Genomic DNA, 16,670 nt, shown 5'->3' with positions numbered 1-16,670 from the left:
TCAGGAGAGCACGGACTGGCCGCCGAAGTCGTCGTCGTCATCCGACGGCGGGCGGCGGCGCGGGGGAGGTGGCGGCGGCGCCGGCCGCGACGGCGGCGGTGCGTCCTCCTCGACCCGGAAGTTGATCTCGTTGCGGTCGTACGGCGTGCGCGTCGGCTCCTCGGCGGGCGGCGCGGGGAAGTTCTTCTTGGCCTCGTTGAACAACACGTTGGCCGTCTCGTCCTGCGTGCCGATGGTCTCCGCCATGGCTTCCTGCAGCAGTTCGGGAATCCGGGACTGCGCGCGCTGCAGCAGCTTCATGATCTCGCCGCTCACCTCGGACATCCGCTTGCCGGAGGCGGACTCCTGGATCACCAGGTTCTGCAGGATCCCGTTGGACCCGACCAGGATCTCGATGGAACCGTCCGAGGACCGCTCGGAGACCGACATCCCCTGCACGCGCGTCGCCATCTCCTGATAGCGCGCGGCGCGTTCCTGGATCTTCTGGTTCCAGTTCGCGAGCATCTGCTCGGATCCGGCGATGTCCTCGGGCACCTGTGTTTCCCTCCTGAGGCGGCGGCGGACTCAAAGGATGACGCAGCCCGATCCGGTCCAGTTCCGCCCTGGGGCCAAATCGGCCGCGAAGACCAGCGGCGTTCCACCGAACGGACCAGTGGAACGCCGCTGGGTATCGAGCTAGTTCACGCCCAGCAGGTCGACGACGAAGATCAGCGTCTCGCCGGGCTTGATCACGCCACCGGCGCCGCGGTCGCCGTAGCCCAGGTGCGGCGGGATGACCAGCTTGCGGCGGCCACCGACCTTCATGCCCTGGACGCCCTTGTCCCAGCCGGCGATGACACGGCCGCCACCGAGCGGGAACTGGAACGCCTCGCCGCGGTCCCAGGACGCGTCGAACTGCTCACCGGACGAGTGCGACACACCGACGTAGTGCACGGAGACGAACTGACCGGCCGTGGCCTCCGCACCGTCGCCAACGGTGATGTCCTCGATCAGCAGGTCGGCGGGCGCCGGGCCGTCGTGCGGGTCGACCTCAGGCTTCGTGGGGGCCATCACAACTTCCTCTCGGAACGGGGTTGTTCGCGGTCGATCCAATCACGCGCGGGCGCGCGCGGCCGAATGGCCTACGCGGACCAGCCCTACCCGGTCCGGACGGAGTCATGTCTTTCTTGAATGACCACCGGCCCTGCAGCCGGGGGCACAACAGAAGAAGGAGACGATCATGGCGGCAACCCTGCACCGCCTCCGGTCACTGCTCGGCGCGGCACTGGCGGCGGCAACGCTGTCCATGGCCTGCGTCAGCGTGGCCGAAGCAGCTCCGACTCCCACGGCCGACGGCGAGGTCGGCACCCAGATCGTCGGTGGCACGCGCGCGAGCACGTCCACCTACCCCTGGGTCGTCTACCTGGCCACGAGCAGTGGTTTCCAGTACTGCGGCGGCACTCTCGTCGCCCCCAACAAGGTCGTCACCGCCGCGCACTGCACCGAGGGCGACTCCGCGTCCGCGGTCCGGGTCGTGGCGGGCCGCGACGACAAGAACTCCACCGCCGGCACCGTCGCCCGCGTCACGAGGATCTGGATCCACCCGAGCTACCGCGACGTGACCCTCGGCTACGACGTCTCGGTGCTCACGCTCGACCGCAACCTGTCGCAGACGCCGATCCCGTTCGCCACCTCGGCGGACAGCGCGCTCTACACCGCGGGCACCAGCTCGACGATCCTCGGCTGGGGCACCACGTCCTCCGGTGGCTCGGCGTCGCGCTACCTGCTGCGGGCCACCGTGCCGCTGACCAGCAACTCCAGCTGCGCCGGCTCGTACGGCAGCGACTTCAACGCCACGCACATGGTGTGCGCCGGCTACGCCCAGGGCGGCACCGACACGTGCCAGGGCGACTCCGGCGGCCCGCTCGTGGCCGGCGGCAAGCTGATCGGCATCACGTCGTGGGGCGAGGGGTGTGCGGCCGCCGGTTACCCCGGCGTCTACTCCCGCGTCTCCACCTACGCGGCGCAGATCCAGGCCCAGCTGTAGAGAAAGGCCGGGAAGGGCGGCAACCCTTCCCGGCCTCGCTTACGTCCTGAAGACATGAACGGCAAGAAGCTGTTGGCCGGTGCCGCCGTGCTGGCCGTCGCCGGAGTGTGCGTGAGCTCCGCGGTGCGGGACGAAACCCTCGCGCCACCACCGATCGTGGACTACGGGCCGGTGCGTCTCGTCGCGTTCGACTCGTGCGACAACGCGGTGGCCGAACTGCGCCGTGCCATGGCCCCGTACGTCAGCGCGTACGGCCTCGGAGGCCGCAACATCATGTTCGCCGAGGGCATGGCGGTGGACAACAACGCGGGGGCCGTGCAGAAGAGCACGCCCGACGCACCCACGGCCGCCACGCCGCCCGCGCAGCAGCAGGGCCACTCGACGACGAACGTCCACGAGCAGGGCGTCGACGAGCCGGACATCGTGAAGACGGACGGAAAACGCGTCGTCTCCATCGCCGACGGCAAGCTGCGCGTGATCGACGTCGCGAACCGGGCCGTCACCGGCACCGTCGACCTCGGCGAGCGCCGCGCGAGCCAGTTGCTGGTCTCCGGCGACCGCGCACTGGTCGTCACCGACAACCCCGTGCCGATCATGGAACCGACGTCGCCGCCGGACCGCCCGTCGTTCGCTCCTCAGCAGGGCACCGAGCTGGTCCTCGTGGACCTCAAGGGGCTCAAGGAGATCAGCAGCCTCAAGACCGACGGCTTCTACCTCGACGCCCGCCAGATCGGCGGCACCGCCCGCGTCGTCGTCCGCTCGCAGCCGCGCATGCCGTGGGTGTACCCGGACCAGACGACGAACGAAGCAGGGTCGTTGCGCCGCAACAAGGAGATCCTGCAGAGCGAGCCCATCACGTCGTGGCTGCCGCGCTACGAGCTCGACGAGAGCGGCGCCAAGTCCAGCGGAACCCTGGTCGACTGCGCGAACGTCAGCCACCCCGTAGCGCACTCGGGGACGTCGATGCTGACCGTGCTGACGTTCGAGCTCTCCGGCAAGCTCGGCACCGGTCAGCCGGTCTCGATCGTGGCCGACGGCGACACCGTCTACGGCACCGACCGCAGCCTCTACATCGCCGACGACCACCGCCTGCTGCCCGAACTCCCTTCCAGGCCACCGGTTCAGCGCCCGATCACGACGGCGATCCACCAGTTCGACATCAGCGCGCCCGGACCGCCGAAGCACGTCGCCTCCGGCGACGTCAACGGCACGCTGCTCAACCAGTACTCGTTGTCCGAGCACGAGGGCGTGCTGCGCGTCGCCACCACCACGGGCACCGAAACCCGGTGCTGCTGGCGGATGCCGACGGATCTCCGGCCGCAGCAGCAACCCGCCCCACCGCCGTCGGAGAGCTTCGTCACCACGCTTCGCCGTGACGGCAACCAGCTCACGAAGCTCGGCCAGGCAGGTGGACTGGGCAAGGGCGAGCGGATCTACAGCGTGCGGTTCATCGGCAAGATGGGCTACGTCGTCACGTTCCGCCAGACCGATCCGCTCTACACGCTCGACCTGAGCGATCCCCGGCAGCCCAGGGTGATGGGCGAGCTGAAGATCAACGGGTTCTCGGCCTACCTGCACCCGGCGGGGGACGGCAAGCTCATCGGCGTCGGCCAGGAGGCGACCGACCAGGGCCGGACGACGGGCACGCAGGTGTCGCTGTTCGACGTGGCCAACCCCGCGTCACCGCAGCGCATCGCGCAGTACCACCTGCCGGACACCAACTCCGAGGCCCAGTTCGACCCGCACGCGTTCCTCTTCTGGCCGCAGGACGGCACCCTGGTGATCCCCGTGGCGTCGTACAAGACGCACTACGAGGTCTCCTCGCTGGTGCTGCGCGTCGACGGCAACCAGTTGCGTGAAGGCGGGAAGATCGTCGAACCGTCCAGTCCGGACCACGTCGGCGGGCAGCGGCGCACGATCGTGATCGGCGACCAGCTGTGGTCGATCTCCCACGCGGGCGTGCAGGTCAACGCGCGCAACGGCCTGGCCCAGCAGGCCTGGCTGCCGTTCACGCGGTAGCGCGGTTCCCGTTGAGCAGGCGGTGCGACAACACCGTGCCGCCTGCCATCGCCGCCGGGATGACGACCAGCGCGGCGAGCGGGATCAGGCACAGCAGGTAGGTGGGCACGGCGAGCCCGAGCACCAGCCCGCGCCGCGTCGCGAGGATCTGCCTGCGCTGCTTGAACGTCCGGCCGCGGCGCGTGAACGGGATGCCGGTGAGCTCGATGCCGAGCAGGTAGCCGTTGATGCACACGGCCAGCACGGGCACGACCGTCTGCCCGATGACGGGGATGAACCCGCAGAGGAACAGCGGGATCGCGAACAGGATCGACGTGCCGACGAGCAGGATCGTGCTGCGCAGCCCCACCAGGAAGCCGCGCCACCAGCCGATCTGCTCCGCCTCCGGCACACCGCCGAGCTCGTCCTCGACCTCTTCGGAGATGTACTCGTAGAACGGGCCGCCGATCATGATCGTGATCGCGGTGAACAGCAGCACGCTCAGACCGAGCCCGGCCGCGATCACCGAAATTCCGACGGCGACCTCGGCGACGCCCTTCCAGGTGTCGCTCCAGGAGTCCGCGAAGCCCGTCAGCCAGCCGGCGATCGAGTCGATGTTCGTGAACAGGAACACCCACCCGGTGATCATGAGCACGGCCGTGATGACCGCGGGCAACGCGCCGACCAGCACGCGCTTGGGTGAGCTGAACACCAGGCTGAACCCACGCAGCAGCAGACCGACACCGGCACCGAAGTCCTTGATCACGCGCGCAGGATAGTCGGTTTCGTCCCCGTCGAGACGAGGTGGAGCGATTTCGCCGCGAGCGGCATGATGGCGGACCCGACTGTGGGAGGCGTTGAGGTTGGTCAACCCCGCTGTGAACGGTGTCGTCGTCCCGGACGGGCCGCTGCCGATGCTGCCGCCGTCCACCTGGGAGTCGCAGGCCGTGCGGGACGCGGTCGCCGCGGAGTCCCCCGGCGCCGTGATCGCGATCGCGCGCAAGGCCCACGGTCTGCGCCAGGACGAGCTGGGCACGCTGGCCGGGTTCTCCCAGTCGGCGATCTCGCGGCTCGAGTCCGGCAGCAACATCGCCTACGACCTGCGCGTCCTGCGCACGTTGCAACGGCTGCTCGGCGTCCCCGCCCACCTGCTCGGGCTGACCGACCGCACGGTGCCGGTGCGGTCGGGCGACCTGGTCGTCGGCATGGAGGGCAAGGCGCTCATGACGTTGTGCGCCTCCGCTGTCTTCAACGCGGACAACGACGACGACGCGGTGAGCCAGCTGCTCGTGCTGCGCCGGATCGTCAACGACGCGCACAACTGGCGTGCGACCGGCGCTCTCATGCCCGCCGTCCGCAGCATGTACGACGTCATCGACGCGTTGCGCCGCAACGCGCGTGGCGAGGTCCGCCGCCGGTTGCTCGGCACGGGCGCGATGTACGCGGAGTTCTACGGCTGGCTCCACGAAGAGGTCGGCGACATGCGCAACGCGACCGCGTGGACGTCGCGGGCGTTGGAGCAGGGGCAGGCCGCGGACGACAGGGACGTCGTCGCGTACTGCTACGTGCGGCTGAGCCAGCTCGCGGAGGCGGACGGCGACGACGACCGCGTCATCGGCCTGGCGCGCGCCGCCCAGCGCGAGACCGGTGTGAGCCCGGTCGTGCGCGCGATGGCGTTGCGGCAGGAGGCGCGCGGTCTCGCACGGGCGGGCCAGGACGCGTGCCTGGCGCGGTTCGACCTCGCGCAGGCGTTGGTGCTGGAGGTGCGTCCGCCGCAGTCCGACGAGTACTCGATCGGCTACTGCTTCACCGATCTGCACGTCCAACTGCAACGCGCCGCGAGCCTCGTCGACCTCGCCGACCACCGCCGCGCCATCGACGTCTACACGCAGCTCATGCCGCGGTGGGGCAGCGCCTGCCAGTGGGAACAGGGCGTGCACACGGCCACCCTGGCCTACGCGCACGCCGCCGGTGGTGACGTGGAGCGGGCCGTCGAGCTGGGGTTCGTCGCGCTGGACCTGGCCCGTGTGACGGGGTCGCAGCTGATCGTGAACGAGCTGGCCAGGCTCGGGCCGTGGGCCGCGACGCCGGCGATCGCCGAGCTCACGGCCCAGCTCCGGTAGCCGCCGTATGCGGGTTCCGCATACGGCACCCGCAAATCGTATAGAACCCTCCCCATTTCACCGGGCAACCCGCACGATCCAGGGGTGATCGACCTAGCAGAGCGAGCGCCGCGCTCGGACGAGGTCAGCTCCGAACTGTTCTGCGCGGCAGTGGCAGAGAAGAACTCGGGCCCTTACCGGCTGAAGTTCTACGCCACCACGCACGCCGTCGTGTGTGTGGTGGACGACGCCGAGGTGAAGACATGAGCATGCCTGTGTTGCTGGTCCGCAAGCGTGCGGGTGTCGTAGGAGAGACACAACGCACGTGTCACCTCGTACCGGTGCCCGACGACGACACACAGGTGGCGTTGACCGCGTACTGCGGCGAACTCATCCACCAGGGCGAGGCCGAACTGCTCGCCCAGCCCTCCGGGATGCCGTGCGTCGGCTGCCTGTTCCGCGTGCCCATGCCCCGGGCCTAGCCCACCGCCTGGACGAACAGCACGAGCTCGCCGTGTTTCCTCAACACGAGATCCCGGTCGGGGCACAGAGTCGTAAAGCTCTTCCAGAACACTCCGCACAGAAGATCACGCTAGCTACCTTTGGCGGTATGAAGCACGGCAATTCCCGCAGCGAACCGTCATGAGGGCCCTGGCGGCGCTCGTCGCCCTGCTCCTGGTCCTCACCGCCTGCGGCGGCGACGGCGAGGACCGGTTCGCGAGACCCGGCGCGCCCAAGCAGTCGCCGAGCGGGAAGTTCGTCGCGCACGCCGAGAGTTCGAGCGAGGTGCGGGTGACCGACCGCAACGGCGGCGAGGTGTTCCGCAAGTCCTACGAGTACGCGACGAGCTCGCGGGCGGACGGCATCGGCGTCGTGTGGCTGTCCCAGAAGGACCAGCTGTGGGTGCTGGTCCCCGGTGACACGAGCGAGCGCATCGAGGCCGGGCCCGACGGGGTGTGGACCGCGGTCGAGGCCGAGCTACCCGGGGAGATCACGCGGCTCGGGTGAGGGGTCCCTCTCGCCCTGCGCGAGCCTCCTGCCGCGCTCCAGCTCCGCGTCGAACTCGGCACCGAGCAGCACGGCGATGTTCGAGATCCACAGCCACACCAGGAAGACGATCACGCCACCGAGCGAGCCGTAGGTCTTGTTGTAGGACGCGAAGTTCGCCACGTAGATCGCGAAACCGATGGTCGCGAGCGCCCACAGCACGATCGCGAGCAGGCTGCCGGGGCTGACCCAGCGGAAGCCGGGCTGCCGCACGTTCGGCGCCGCCCAGTACAGGATGGCGAACGCCAGGCTCACGAGCAGCAGGATGACCGGCCACTTCGCGAGGTCCCAGACCGTGACCACGGTGTCGCCGAGCCCGATCGCGTTGCCGACCGCGTCCGCGACGCCACCGGTCAGCACGAGCGCGCCGAGCGTGAGCGACACCAGCACCACCGAGCCCAGCGTCAGCGCGAGCCGCAGCGGCACGGTCTTCCAGATCGGCCGGCCCTCCTCGACGTCGTAGACGGCGTTGCAGGCGCGCATGAACGCACCGAGGTAGCCCGACGCGGTCCAGAGCGCGGTCAGCAGAGCGATGATGCCCAGCAGGCTGGCGGCGTTCTGGCTCTTCTGCAGTTCCTCGATGGACGACTTGACCACGTCACCGGCCTGACCGGGCGCGACCTGGTCGACGTACTTCATCAGCTCCTGCGTCGTCGAGTCGCCCAGCAGCGCGAGCACGGACGTCAGGACGATGATGCCGGGGAACAACGACAGCACCGCGTAGTAGGTGAGCGCGGCCGCCCAGTCCGTGAGGTTGTCGTCGTTGAACTCTTTGACAGTCCGCTTGAGAACGCCCCACCAGGCGCCTTTCGGCAACCTGGTGGGGCTCTTGACGGTCTTACCTGCGGGCACGGCGCCATCCAAAGGAACGAGTGCCGGTGCCGACACCGGCGAGGTGCAACGCGAGCAGCAACAGTCCGAGCACGACCAGGGTGTTGACCGTGATCACTTCACCGAGCGCTGCTTTCGCCAGGTCCAGGATCAGGGCGAGGCCGAACGAGACTGCGGCGATGATGGCCAGCATGTGTTCACCTCCGTGTTGGTTGAGGTGCGGATACCCACTTCGTTGCGGGGGAACCGCGCCGTTCGGAGCAATGGACGTGCCATGATCGGTCCCGTGGACGTCCAGCGCTGGCAAGCAGCCGCGGTTCCGTGGTGGGTGACCAAGGTCGGGCTCGTCGGTGGGTGGATCGTCGCCTTCTACTTCGCCGTGAGCGCGAACGAGGCGCCGTGCACGGCCGCGGAGCCGTGTCTGCCGGACCCGCTGTTCTCTCTCGCGGTGGTGCCGTTGCTGGCGACGCCGTTGCTGTTGTTGTTCAACCGCGTGCTCACGGGCTGCGCGATGGGCGTCCTGTTCGGCACGCTGGACATCGTTCTCGACGGCAGTGCGGTGGCGAACCTGGCGTTCGGGCTGCACGCCGGTGCGTGTGCGTTGGTCGCGGTGTGGACGGTCAGGGCGCGTGCGGATCAGCACGACGCGGCCGGCACGACGATCGTCTCCCTGCCGGACTTCCCGCCGCCACGCGGAGTTCTGCGCGTGGTCGCCGTGCTGCTGGTCGTGTTCGGGTTCCTGACCTTCGTGCAGTACGGCCTCACCAACGACGCGATCGAGCAGCACATCGCGAACGCCAGCCGCGTCGACGCCGAGGTCGTCGAGATCAAGAACGCCCACGAGGTGTGGGTGGAGCTGCCGGACGGGCAGCGCGCCGCGTTCCAGCCGCTCGCGCCGGAGTCCTACCAGGTCGGCGACGAGGTGCCGGTGCTCGCGGACGGCACGTGGGTGCGGATGGAGAACGAGCCCGAGGACGTCACGTGGTGGCTGACCATCGGGGGCGCCGCCGTGTTCTTCGCGATCATGCTGGCCGCGCGGGAACGCCGCCGCCGCGCGTTGTGGTCGGGCCCGGTGAAGGCGGTCCGGGTGCAGGCGCGTCCGCTCGGGCCGCGCCGGGTCCTGCTGCGGTACGGCGAGGAGGACATCGCCACGGTCACCACGCTCGCCGACCTCGGGCTGGAGGAGCCGCTCTACCACGACACCGAGCAGTTCGGCCGGGTGTGGCGCGGCGAGGAGGACCCGCCGCCGCGGCTCGACCCGGCCGAGGTCCTCGTCGCGGGGGAGTGGCACCACGGCGGCCAGGTGGCGTTGCTGGTCGAGGGCGAGGTCGTGGCGACGAGCACGCTGAACCGCGTCCGCCCGCGCCACACCGTCCACAGTGCACACCTGCCGGGCGTGCCGGTCACCGCGGGCACGCCGGTCGACCTGCCGCACGCGATCTGGCCGGGCGACCGGCGGCGGATCGAGGGCGTGGCGCTGCTGCTCGGCGCCGCCGGCGCGTTGATCGCGCTGAAGTACTACCCGGAGCTGATCGTGCTCGGGCTGATCGGCGTGCAGTGCGTGCTGTCGGCGGTGACGCGGTTCCAGCCGATGCTGCGTCTCGACCACAACTCGGTCGTCCTCTACACCGGCATCTTCACCTACCGCGTGCCGTGGGCGCAGCTGCACGGCGTGCGGCGGTCCGGCCCTCAGCTCATGCTCGCGTTCGGCCCGCACGGCGACGTTCTCACGACACCGCACCTGCCGGACGAGAAAGCGGGCGAGAAGCTGATGTGGGCGCGCGCCCGGTCGCTGATCGCCGAGCACCCCGGCGAACGCGTGACGCGCAAGCTCAACGTCAGCGTGCTCGTCGGCGCGGCCTACGCGGCGCTGGTCCTGTTCATCTGAGCCTGGCCACGGCCTGGAGCAGACGATCCACATCGGACTCGTCGGTGTACGGCCCGATGCCCGCCCGCACCGCACCCTTGTCGCCCAGGCCGAGCCACCGCGAGCACTCGAGCGCGTAGAAGTGGCCGGCGGGCGCGTTCACGCCCTCAGCGCCGAGCCGGCGGTAGACCTCGGCCGGGTCCAGCCCGTCGACGGAGAACAGCACGGTCGGCGTGCGCGACGAGGCCTTGCTGTAGATGCGCACGCCGAGCTCCTGCAGCCCGGTCTCCAGCCGCTGGCGGAGATCGAGCTCGTACTCCTCCAGGCCTTCCAGCGACCGCATGAACTCCACCGCCGCGGTCGTCCCGGCGAGCAGCTCGTAGGGCAGCGTGCCCAGCTCGAACCGTTCCGGCACGGCGTTGGTCGACGGCAGCAGCTTGTCCGGCCGCAACGTCTCCAGCAGCTCCGGCGCCGCCGCCAGCACGCCGAGGTGCGGGCCGAGGAACTTGTACGGCGAGCACACGAAGAAGTCGGCGTCCAACGCCTCGACGTCGACCGGCACGTGCGGTGTGTAGTGCACGCCGTCCACGTAGACGAACGCCGCCGCCTCGTGCGCCGCCCGCGCGATCTCCGCGATGTCCGGACGCGTGCCGAGCAGGTTCGACGCCGCCGTGATCGCGACGACGCGGGTGCGGTCGGACAGCAGCTTCGTCACGGACTCGACGGGCAGCTCACCGGTCGTGCGGTCGAACGGCGCCCAGCGCACCGTGGCCCGTGCGGCCTCGGCGGCCTGCACCCACGGCCTGATGTTCGCGTCGTGGTCGATCCTGGTCACGATGATCTCGTCGCCCGGCCGCCAGTTCTTCGACAGCGTGCGGGCGAAGTCGTAGGTCAGCTGGGTCATGCTGCGCCCGAACACGATGCTGCCGGCGTTGAGGAACTCCGCCATCGTGTGCCGTGCGGTCCGCACGATCTCCTCGGCCCGGCGCTCGGCTGCCGTGACGCTGCCCCGGTTGGAGACGGCCGAGGTCAGGGTGTTCCTGACCGCCTCGGCCACGACGTCGGGCACCTGCGCGCCGCCGGGTCCGTCGAAGTGCGCGGCACCCTCGCGCAACGCGGGGAAGTGGGCGCGGACCGCAGCGACGTCATAAGCCATGCCCTCATGGTGCTTGAGCACCCACGAATCGGGAAAGGATCAACCGGAGGGTGCTCACCTGTTCGTTCGCGTCGAAGTCGGGGTCGATCAGCCTGCCGAACAGGCCGTCGACCAGACCCTGGGCCCAGCTCGCGGCCGTCAGCGCGCTCACCGGGAGGGCGATCTGGCCCGCGTCGTGCGCCTGTTGCAGCAGGGCGGCCAGCTCGTCGCGCACGACCTGCTCGTTGCGGCCGGCCAGCTCCCACAGCTCCGGATCGCGGCTGGCCTGCGTCACGACCTCCAGCACCAGCCCGGCGACGGACCGGTCCAGCGCGGGTGCGCACAGATGATCGACCATCAGCTGCACGCCGTCCCACGGGCTCAGCTCGCGGGCTCTGGCGACCATGGCCGCGTTGTCCTCGGCGTCCTGCACGAAGATCTCGCGGAAGATCGCCCGCTTGGTGGGGAAGTAGTGGAAGAGGCTGCCGGTGCTGATGTCCGCGGCCCTGCAGATCTCCGCGACGGTCGTGCGTTCGAAACCCTTCTGGGCGAACAACCCCGCCGCGGTGTCGGTGATGTGCCGCTTCTTCTCCGCGTGCTTGACCGGATCTACCGTTCGCACCTGTAGTACTGCCTCTTCTTCTCGTCCCGCACGGAGACGCCGCGTTTGCGGATCTCCCGCGCCAATTCTGCGGCCTCCGCGCTCTCGTACTTCGCGATGGCCTTCCTGCGGGCCGTGAACAGCGCGTTCACGTCCGCGGACAGTTCGGGCGCGTGCTCGACCCACATCCGGAACTCGCCCGCGAACGGGTCCGCGGCGCGCCACCGGTAGCCCTGCTCGGTGAAGGCCCGTTCGAGCCTCGCCGTGCTCAGGTCGGACTTCTCGCGGGCCAGTTCGGTGCCGCTCGGGGACAGCAGCACGAGCTGCTTGCCGTCCGCGAACACCGACTCGACCTCGTCACGGCCGAAGTCGAACGTCTTGTCGTCCTTGCGCAGCGTGATCCGGGTGTGCGAGACCTCGACCGACATCATCTCGCTCGCCCAGAACAGCGCGAACACGAAGCCCGCGACCGCGCCGACGGCGAGCCCCCCGATCGTCCGCCACGGCTGCTGGATGTCCGTGACCAGCTCGAACACGCCTTGGAACGGAAACCAGCCCAGGGTCGTGATCCACCCGGCTGCCAGCGTGAGCCCCCACGCCGCGGCGGCGCCGACGGCCGGGCACGCGACCCAGATGCCGTACCGGACCGCCGCGGTCTCCTGCACAGTCGTCATGCGCCCAATACTAGACCGAGCACTCGGTTTATTCTGCGTTACGGCAGGTAGAAGGTCAGCAAATCGCTCGTGACCGGCGGAAAAAGCCTGGTCATCAGGTCCTCCTTCGGGCCGGGGTAGACGTCGGAGAACCGGCGGCGCAGCCCGTCCATGCCGTGCGGGCCGAACAGCAACGGCGCCAGGAGGTCCGGGGCGATGCCGGCGCCGCCCTGCGAACCGGGGCCGAGCAGCGTGCCGCCCCACTCGTACGGGCCGATCTCCTCGCCGTCCCAGCGGAAGCGGACGTGCGTGCGGTAGAAGCCGAGCACCACCTCATCGGGACCATGGCCCCGCAGGCGTTGCGCGAAGACCGGCCGCAGGTGCTCCAGCAGCCTCGGGATGCTCGGGATGCGCACCATGTACTGGTCGAGGTCCGCTCGCCTGGCTCCCAGATGGTCCTCCAGCGCGGGATGTCGTTCTCCGACCTCAGCTGGATTCACCAGTGCCACCAAGGCTTTCACGGCGTCGTCGTCCATGCCGGCCACCTCGCCGAGGACGACGTCGCCCTCTTCCTCCGGCGTGCTGCGGCCCGTGGCGACCGGGATGCCGTCGCGCTCCACGATCCACGTGGTCGAGCCGGTGCGGTCGATGAGCCAGCGCCAGCACGGCGTGCTGTGGCCCAGGCACAGGTCCACGCCCCGCTGAGCTTCGTCCTGGAGCTGGTTCAGCACCGGGATGTCGGCTTCGGTCGCACGCCGGACGGTGTGTCCCGCAACGGCTTCGGGCTTCCTGACGAGCGGGCGGGTCTGCTTGATCGGGATCGAGTAGGTGTAGCCGAACTGGCGGTAGAAGTACGGGACGCCCATCACGAACTGGAGCAGGTGGCCGCGTTCGGCCGACCTGTCGTGCGCCCAGCTCATGAGCTGTCGCACCAGCCCTCTGCCCTCGTACTCGGTGTCGGTGGCGACCTGTTCGATCTGACCCGCCGGGATGTCCACGCCGGCGAGCGTCACCGTCTCGTCCATCAGGGTGACGGTCGAGACGATCCGGCCGTCGTCGTCGGCGACGCCGACCCAGTCGCAGCCCGCGTCCGGATCGGTCATCAGCAGGCGGGCGTCGACGCCGTCGCTGGGATCCATGCGCGAGACGAGGAGCTTCTCGATCTGAGGCAGGTCTTCCGGGCGCGAGGTGCGGATTTCCACGGGCGGAGTGTTTCCAGGGCGGTGGTTGTCCGCAAACGGTTTTACGGTCGGGGCATGGACTGGAACAAGCAGTTGACGGACCAGCTCGAGTTCCACTGGACCGTGCAGGCGCGGCCGCGGCTCGAAGGGCTGACCGACGAGGAGTACTTCTGGGAGCCCGTGCCCGGCGCGTGGAACGTCCGCGAGAACAACGTGATCGACTGGCAGTATCCGACACCCGAACCGGCGCCGGTCACCACGATCGCGTGGCGGATGGCGCACATCATCGTGGGAGTGCTCAACATGCGCACGGCCTCGCACTTCGGTGGCCCGCCGGCCGACTACACGACCTGGCAGTTCGCTCAGAGTGCCGACGAGGCGTTGAAGCAGCTGGACGACGCGTACGAAGCGTGGATGGCCGGCGCGCGCACGGCCGATCTGTCGAAGGCCGTCGGTCCGGCGGAAGGACCGTTCGCGGCGGAGCCCATGGCGACGCTGGTGCTGCACATCAACCGCGAGGTGATCCACCACCTCGCGGAGATCGCGCTGCTCCGCGACCTGTACCTGAGGGAGAGCTAGTCACCCGCAAGTGCCTACTTTCTACAAGTTGGCGCTAACTGCAAGATGGTGCTCATCGAGAACATCGAAGAGGGGACCATCATGCGAGTCATCACGCAGAAGACCGTGGGCGACGCGTCCGTGCTGGAGGTCGCAGAGGTGGCGACACCCGTGGCCGGACCGGGTGAGGTGCTGGTCAAGGTGGGGGTCGCAGGCGTGAACCCGGTCGACACCTACATCCGCGGCGGCGGGTTCCCAGCGCTCGGCGAGCCGCCGTTCACGCTGGGCTGGGACGTCGCGGGCACCGTCGAGCACGCCGGTGAGGGGTTCGCGGCCGGTGACGAGGTCTACGGGATGCTCGACTTCCCCGGCACGGGCGGCGGTTACGCCGAGTACGCCGTGGTGAAGGCCTCCAGCCTGGCGAAGCGTCCGTCGTGGCTGACCGTCGAGCAGGCGGGCGCGGTGCCGGTGGTGGCGCTGACGGCCTGGCAGGCCCTCGTTGGGCGGGGTGGCCTTTCCGCCGGCCAGCGGGTGCTGATCCACGCTGCCGCCGGAGGCGTCGGGCACGTCGCGGTGCAGATCGCCAAGGCGCGGGGTGCGTACGTGATCGGCACGGCGTCGGCGGCCAAGCACGACTTCCTGCGCTCGCTCGGCGTGGACGAGGTCGTCGACTACCGCCACCAGGACTTCACCGAGATCGAGCCGGTCGACGTCGTGCTGGACACGATCGGAGGCGAGTACGCCGAGCGGTCCGCGAAAGTGACCAAGCCGGGCGGCGTGCTCGTGTCGATCATCCCGAGCAACCCGGGTTTTGACGTTGACCGAGCTTCGGAGCTCGGCATCCGGTTCGAGCTGTTGCTGAGCGTCACCGCGTCCGGTGCCGATCTCGACGCGTTGCCGCAGCTCAAGGTGCAGATCGACCACGCGGTGCCGCTTGCCGACGTCACGAAGGCCCACGAACTGGTCGAGTCCGGCCGGACCACGGGCAAGATCATCCTGGTGCTGTGACCCCTCGTTAACCATTCGTTGACCATGTACACCGATCGTGTGCAAAACATCCACACGATCGGGGAGTGCACATGGCGCGGTGGAGTCCGCTTGTTCTAGTCGTCGGTTTGCTGGCGGCGGTCGGCCTGTACGGGTCGACCGCCGCTGTCGCAGCAGCCCCGCTCACTGTCGCGCAGGCGATCGCGACCCAGAACGGGTCGTCGGCGACTGTCCGCGGTTATGTCGTCGGTCAACCCACGGCCACGACGACCGTGATCCGTTCGGGTTATCCGAACGACTACGCGCTGGCGCTGGCCGACTCCGCGTCCACGACCAGCACCTCGAACATGGTCTACGTGCAGATCCCGTCGGCTTTCCGCACGTCCTGGGGCCTGCGCACGAACCCGTCGCTGCTGGGCAAGCAGATCGACGTGACGGGCTCCCTGAGCGCGTACTTCTCGCACGCCGGGCTGACCTCGCCCACGGCCTTCGCGCTCGCCGGCACGACCCCGACCACCAGCACGACCGCTCCGCCGACCACCAGCGCTCCGCCTGCGAACTGCATCGCCTACTACGCGACGGCCTGCGACAAGCAAGGTGCGGCGTTGAAGTCGGCGTTGAACTCGATCATCCGCAACCAGACCAAGCTCAGCTACGACCAGGTCTGGGAAGCGCTGAAGGCCACCGACCAGGATCCGGCGAACTCGAACAACGTGATCCTGCTGTACAGCGGCCGTTCGCAGGCGAAGTCGACCAACGGCGGCGGCGCCAACGACTGGAACCGCGAACACGTCTGGGCCAAGTCGCACGGTGACTTCGGCACGGCCACCGGCCCCGGCACCGACATCCACCACCTGCGTCCCGAGGACGTGTCCGTGAACGCCGCCCGCGGCAACCTGGACTTCGACAACGGCGGTTCCCCGGTCAGCGAAGCGCCGGGCAGCCTCGCTGACGGCGACTCGTTCGAGCCGCGCGCCTCCGTCAAGGGCGACGTCGCGCGGATGATCTTCTACATGGCCGTGCGCTACGAGGGCAACGACGGCTACGTGAACCTGGAGATGAACAACTCGGTGTCCAACGGCTCAGCGCCGTACATGGGCAAGCTGTCGGTCCTCAAGCAGTGGAGCGCAGGAGACCCGCCGGACGCGTTCGAGAAGCGCCGCAACGACGTGATCTTCAACAACTACCAGAAGAACCGCAACCCGTTCATCGACCACCCCGAGTGGGTCGACTTCATCTGGCCGTAAGACGTTCGAGGAAGGGGCGTTGCGCGGAGACGATCTTCGCGCTCGCCTCTTCCACGCTGAACCACTGGACGCGGTCGACCTCGGGGAACGTTTTCTTCTGACCCGACTTGGGCGGCCACTCCATCTCGAACGTGCCCGGCGTGACCGTCCCGGGGTCCAGGTCGCCTTCGAGCGCCCAGACCGTGATGACCTTGCCGGAGCCCTTGGCCTCGCCGAGCGCGATCAGCTCGCCGTCCGGCACCGGCAGCCCGAGTTCCTCCTCGAACTCCCTGCGCGCGGCGGCCTCGGGCGTCTCGTCCTCGGTGTACTCGCCCTTCGGCACGGACCACGCGCCGGCGTCCTTGCGGGCCCAGAACGGGCCGCCCATGTGCCCGAGGAGCACCTCCAGCTGCTCGTGCCGTCTGAAGAGCAGGATTCCGGCCGACCGTTTCATACTG

At 69.1% G+C, this 16,670-nt stretch carries 20 protein-coding genes; 10 read left to right on the top strand and 10 right to left on the bottom strand.

Features of this window, described 5'->3' with window-relative positions; all coding sequences use genetic code 11:
• Positions 1 to 534 (bottom strand): YbaB/EbfC family nucleoid-associated protein, encoded by a 534-nt coding sequence (locus SK571_RS00490; RefSeq protein WP_319982027.1) that lies wholly within the window; start codon positions 532 to 534, stop codon positions 1 to 3.
• Between the two features lie 141 nt (positions 535 to 675).
• A complete protein-coding gene (locus SK571_RS00485; protein ID WP_266041787.1) occupies positions 676 to 1,050 on the bottom strand; it encodes an FKBP-type peptidyl-prolyl cis-trans isomerase in 375 nt (124 codons plus the stop codon).
• Between the two features lie 169 nt (positions 1,051 to 1,219).
• On the opposite strand from SK571_RS00485, the gene SK571_RS00480 reads away from it, so the two are divergent.
• Both SK571_RS00480 and SK571_RS00475 read left to right on the top strand, forming a co-directional pair.
• Positions 1,220 to 2,026, top strand: a complete 807-nt coding sequence (locus SK571_RS00480; RefSeq protein ID WP_319982026.1) for a S1 family peptidase — start codon at positions 1,220 to 1,222, stop codon at positions 2,024 to 2,026.
• A gap of 54 nt (positions 2,027 to 2,080) precedes the next feature.
• Positions 2,081 to 4,045: a beta-propeller domain-containing protein gene (locus tag SK571_RS00475; RefSeq protein WP_319982025.1), complete on the top strand. Its 1,965-nt coding sequence runs from the start codon at positions 2,081 to 2,083 to the stop codon at positions 4,043 to 4,045.
• Here SK571_RS00475 and SK571_RS00470 read toward each other — a convergent pair.
• Positions 4,035 to 4,790, bottom strand: a complete 756-nt coding sequence (locus tag SK571_RS00470) for an EI24 domain-containing protein (protein WP_319982024.1) — start codon at positions 4,788 to 4,790, stop codon at positions 4,035 to 4,037. The two genes, SK571_RS00475 and SK571_RS00470, sit on opposite strands and share 11 nt — an antisense overlap.
• Before the next feature lie 91 nt (positions 4,791 to 4,881).
• Between SK571_RS00470 and SK571_RS00465 the strand changes: the two genes are divergently transcribed.
• The 4 genes from SK571_RS00465 to SK571_RS00450 all read left to right on the top strand — a co-directional run bounded on the left by SK571_RS00465 (position 4,882) and on the right by SK571_RS00450 (position 7,134).
• On the top strand, positions 4,882 to 6,147 hold the full coding sequence (locus SK571_RS00465; RefSeq protein ID WP_319982023.1) for a helix-turn-helix domain-containing protein: 1,266 nt from the start codon (positions 4,882 to 4,884) through the stop codon (positions 6,145 to 6,147).
• An 84-nt stretch (positions 6,148 to 6,231) separates the two neighbouring features.
• Positions 6,232 to 6,393, top strand: coding sequence for a hypothetical protein (locus SK571_RS00460; protein ID WP_319982022.1), 162 nt, complete (start codon positions 6,232 to 6,234; stop codon positions 6,391 to 6,393).
• Positions 6,390 to 6,608 carry a hypothetical protein gene (locus SK571_RS00455; protein WP_319982021.1) on the top strand — a complete coding sequence of 73 codons (219 nt, stop codon included), beginning with the start codon at positions 6,390 to 6,392 and terminating at the stop codon, positions 6,606 to 6,608. The genes SK571_RS00460 and SK571_RS00455 overlap by 4 nt, the downstream gene beginning before the upstream one ends.
• Positions 6,609 to 6,768: 160 nt before the next feature.
• Positions 6,769 to 7,134 (top strand): hypothetical protein, encoded by a 366-nt coding sequence (locus SK571_RS00450; protein WP_319982020.1) that lies wholly within the window; start codon positions 6,769 to 6,771, stop codon positions 7,132 to 7,134.
• Here SK571_RS00450 and SK571_RS00445 read toward each other — a convergent pair.
• Positions 7,105 to 8,025 carry a YihY/virulence factor BrkB family protein gene (locus SK571_RS00445; protein ID WP_319982019.1) on the bottom strand — a complete coding sequence of 307 codons (921 nt, stop codon included), beginning with the start codon at positions 8,023 to 8,025 and terminating at the stop codon, positions 7,105 to 7,107. The genes SK571_RS00450 and SK571_RS00445 overlap by 30 nt on opposite strands.
• A complete protein-coding gene (locus tag SK571_RS00440; RefSeq protein WP_030476799.1) occupies positions 8,012 to 8,197 on the bottom strand; it encodes a hypothetical protein in 186 nt (61 codons plus the stop codon). Before SK571_RS00440 ends, SK571_RS00445 begins: the two co-directional genes overlap by 14 nt.
• Before the next feature lie 81 nt (positions 8,198 to 8,278).
• Here SK571_RS00440 and SK571_RS00435 point away from each other — a divergent pair, with 81 nt between their 5' ends.
• Positions 8,279 to 9,892, top strand: coding sequence for a hypothetical protein (locus tag SK571_RS00435; protein ID WP_319982018.1), 1,614 nt, complete (start codon positions 8,279 to 8,281; stop codon positions 9,890 to 9,892).
• Here the strand turns inward: SK571_RS00435 and SK571_RS00430 are convergent.
• From SK571_RS00430 to SK571_RS00415, 4 genes are read right to left on the bottom strand one after another with little or no spacing between them, the layout of a single operon-like run.
• Positions 9,885 to 11,027 carry a cysteine desulfurase-like protein gene (locus SK571_RS00430; protein WP_319982017.1) on the bottom strand — a complete coding sequence of 381 codons (1,143 nt, stop codon included), beginning with the start codon at positions 11,025 to 11,027 and terminating at the stop codon, positions 9,885 to 9,887. The genes SK571_RS00435 and SK571_RS00430 overlap by 8 nt on opposite strands.
• A 4-nt stretch (positions 11,028 to 11,031) precedes the next feature.
• Positions 11,032 to 11,628: a TetR/AcrR family transcriptional regulator gene (locus SK571_RS00425; RefSeq protein WP_319982016.1), complete on the bottom strand. Its 597-nt coding sequence runs from the start codon at positions 11,626 to 11,628 to the stop codon at positions 11,032 to 11,034.
• Complete coding sequence (locus SK571_RS00420; protein ID WP_319982015.1) at positions 11,616 to 12,281, bottom strand: YqeB family protein; 666 nt, start codon at positions 12,279 to 12,281, stop codon at positions 11,616 to 11,618. The genes SK571_RS00425 and SK571_RS00420 overlap by 13 nt, the downstream gene beginning before the upstream one ends.
• A 38-nt stretch (positions 12,282 to 12,319) precedes the next feature.
• Positions 12,320 to 13,462 carry a GNAT family N-acetyltransferase gene (locus tag SK571_RS00415; protein ID WP_319982014.1) on the bottom strand — a complete coding sequence of 381 codons (1,143 nt, stop codon included), beginning with the start codon at positions 13,460 to 13,462 and terminating at the stop codon, positions 12,320 to 12,322.
• A gap of 54 nt (positions 13,463 to 13,516) precedes the next feature.
• Between SK571_RS00415 and SK571_RS00410 the strand changes: the two genes are divergently transcribed.
• From SK571_RS00410 to SK571_RS00400, 3 genes are all read left to right on the top strand, one after another.
• Positions 13,517 to 14,020, top strand: coding sequence for a DinB family protein (locus SK571_RS00410; protein WP_319982013.1), 504 nt, complete (start codon positions 13,517 to 13,519; stop codon positions 14,018 to 14,020).
• A gap of 81 nt (positions 14,021 to 14,101) precedes the next feature.
• The gene (locus SK571_RS00405) at positions 14,102 to 15,007 is read left to right on the top strand and encodes an NADP-dependent oxidoreductase (protein ID WP_319982012.1); all 906 of its coding nucleotides are present in this window, start codon (positions 14,102 to 14,104) and stop codon (positions 15,005 to 15,007) included.
• A gap of 71 nt (positions 15,008 to 15,078) precedes the next feature.
• A complete protein-coding gene (locus SK571_RS00400) occupies positions 15,079 to 16,233 on the top strand; it encodes an endonuclease (RefSeq protein ID WP_319982011.1) in 1,155 nt (384 codons plus the stop codon).
• On the opposite strand, the gene SK571_RS00395 is transcribed toward SK571_RS00400, so the two are convergent.
• Positions 16,220 to 16,666 carry an NUDIX domain-containing protein gene (locus SK571_RS00395; protein WP_319982010.1) on the bottom strand — a complete coding sequence of 149 codons (447 nt, stop codon included), beginning with the start codon at positions 16,664 to 16,666 and terminating at the stop codon, positions 16,220 to 16,222. The two genes, SK571_RS00400 and SK571_RS00395, sit on opposite strands and share 14 nt — an antisense overlap.
• Positions 16,667 to 16,670: the final 4 nt, after the last annotated feature.

The sequence above is a fragment of the Lentzea kristufekii genome, assembly GCF_033949925.1.
GTDB lineage: Bacteria > Actinomycetota > Actinomycetes > Mycobacteriales > Pseudonocardiaceae > Lentzea > Lentzea kristufekii.
This window is presented reverse-complemented; position numbering and strand designations above follow the sequence as displayed.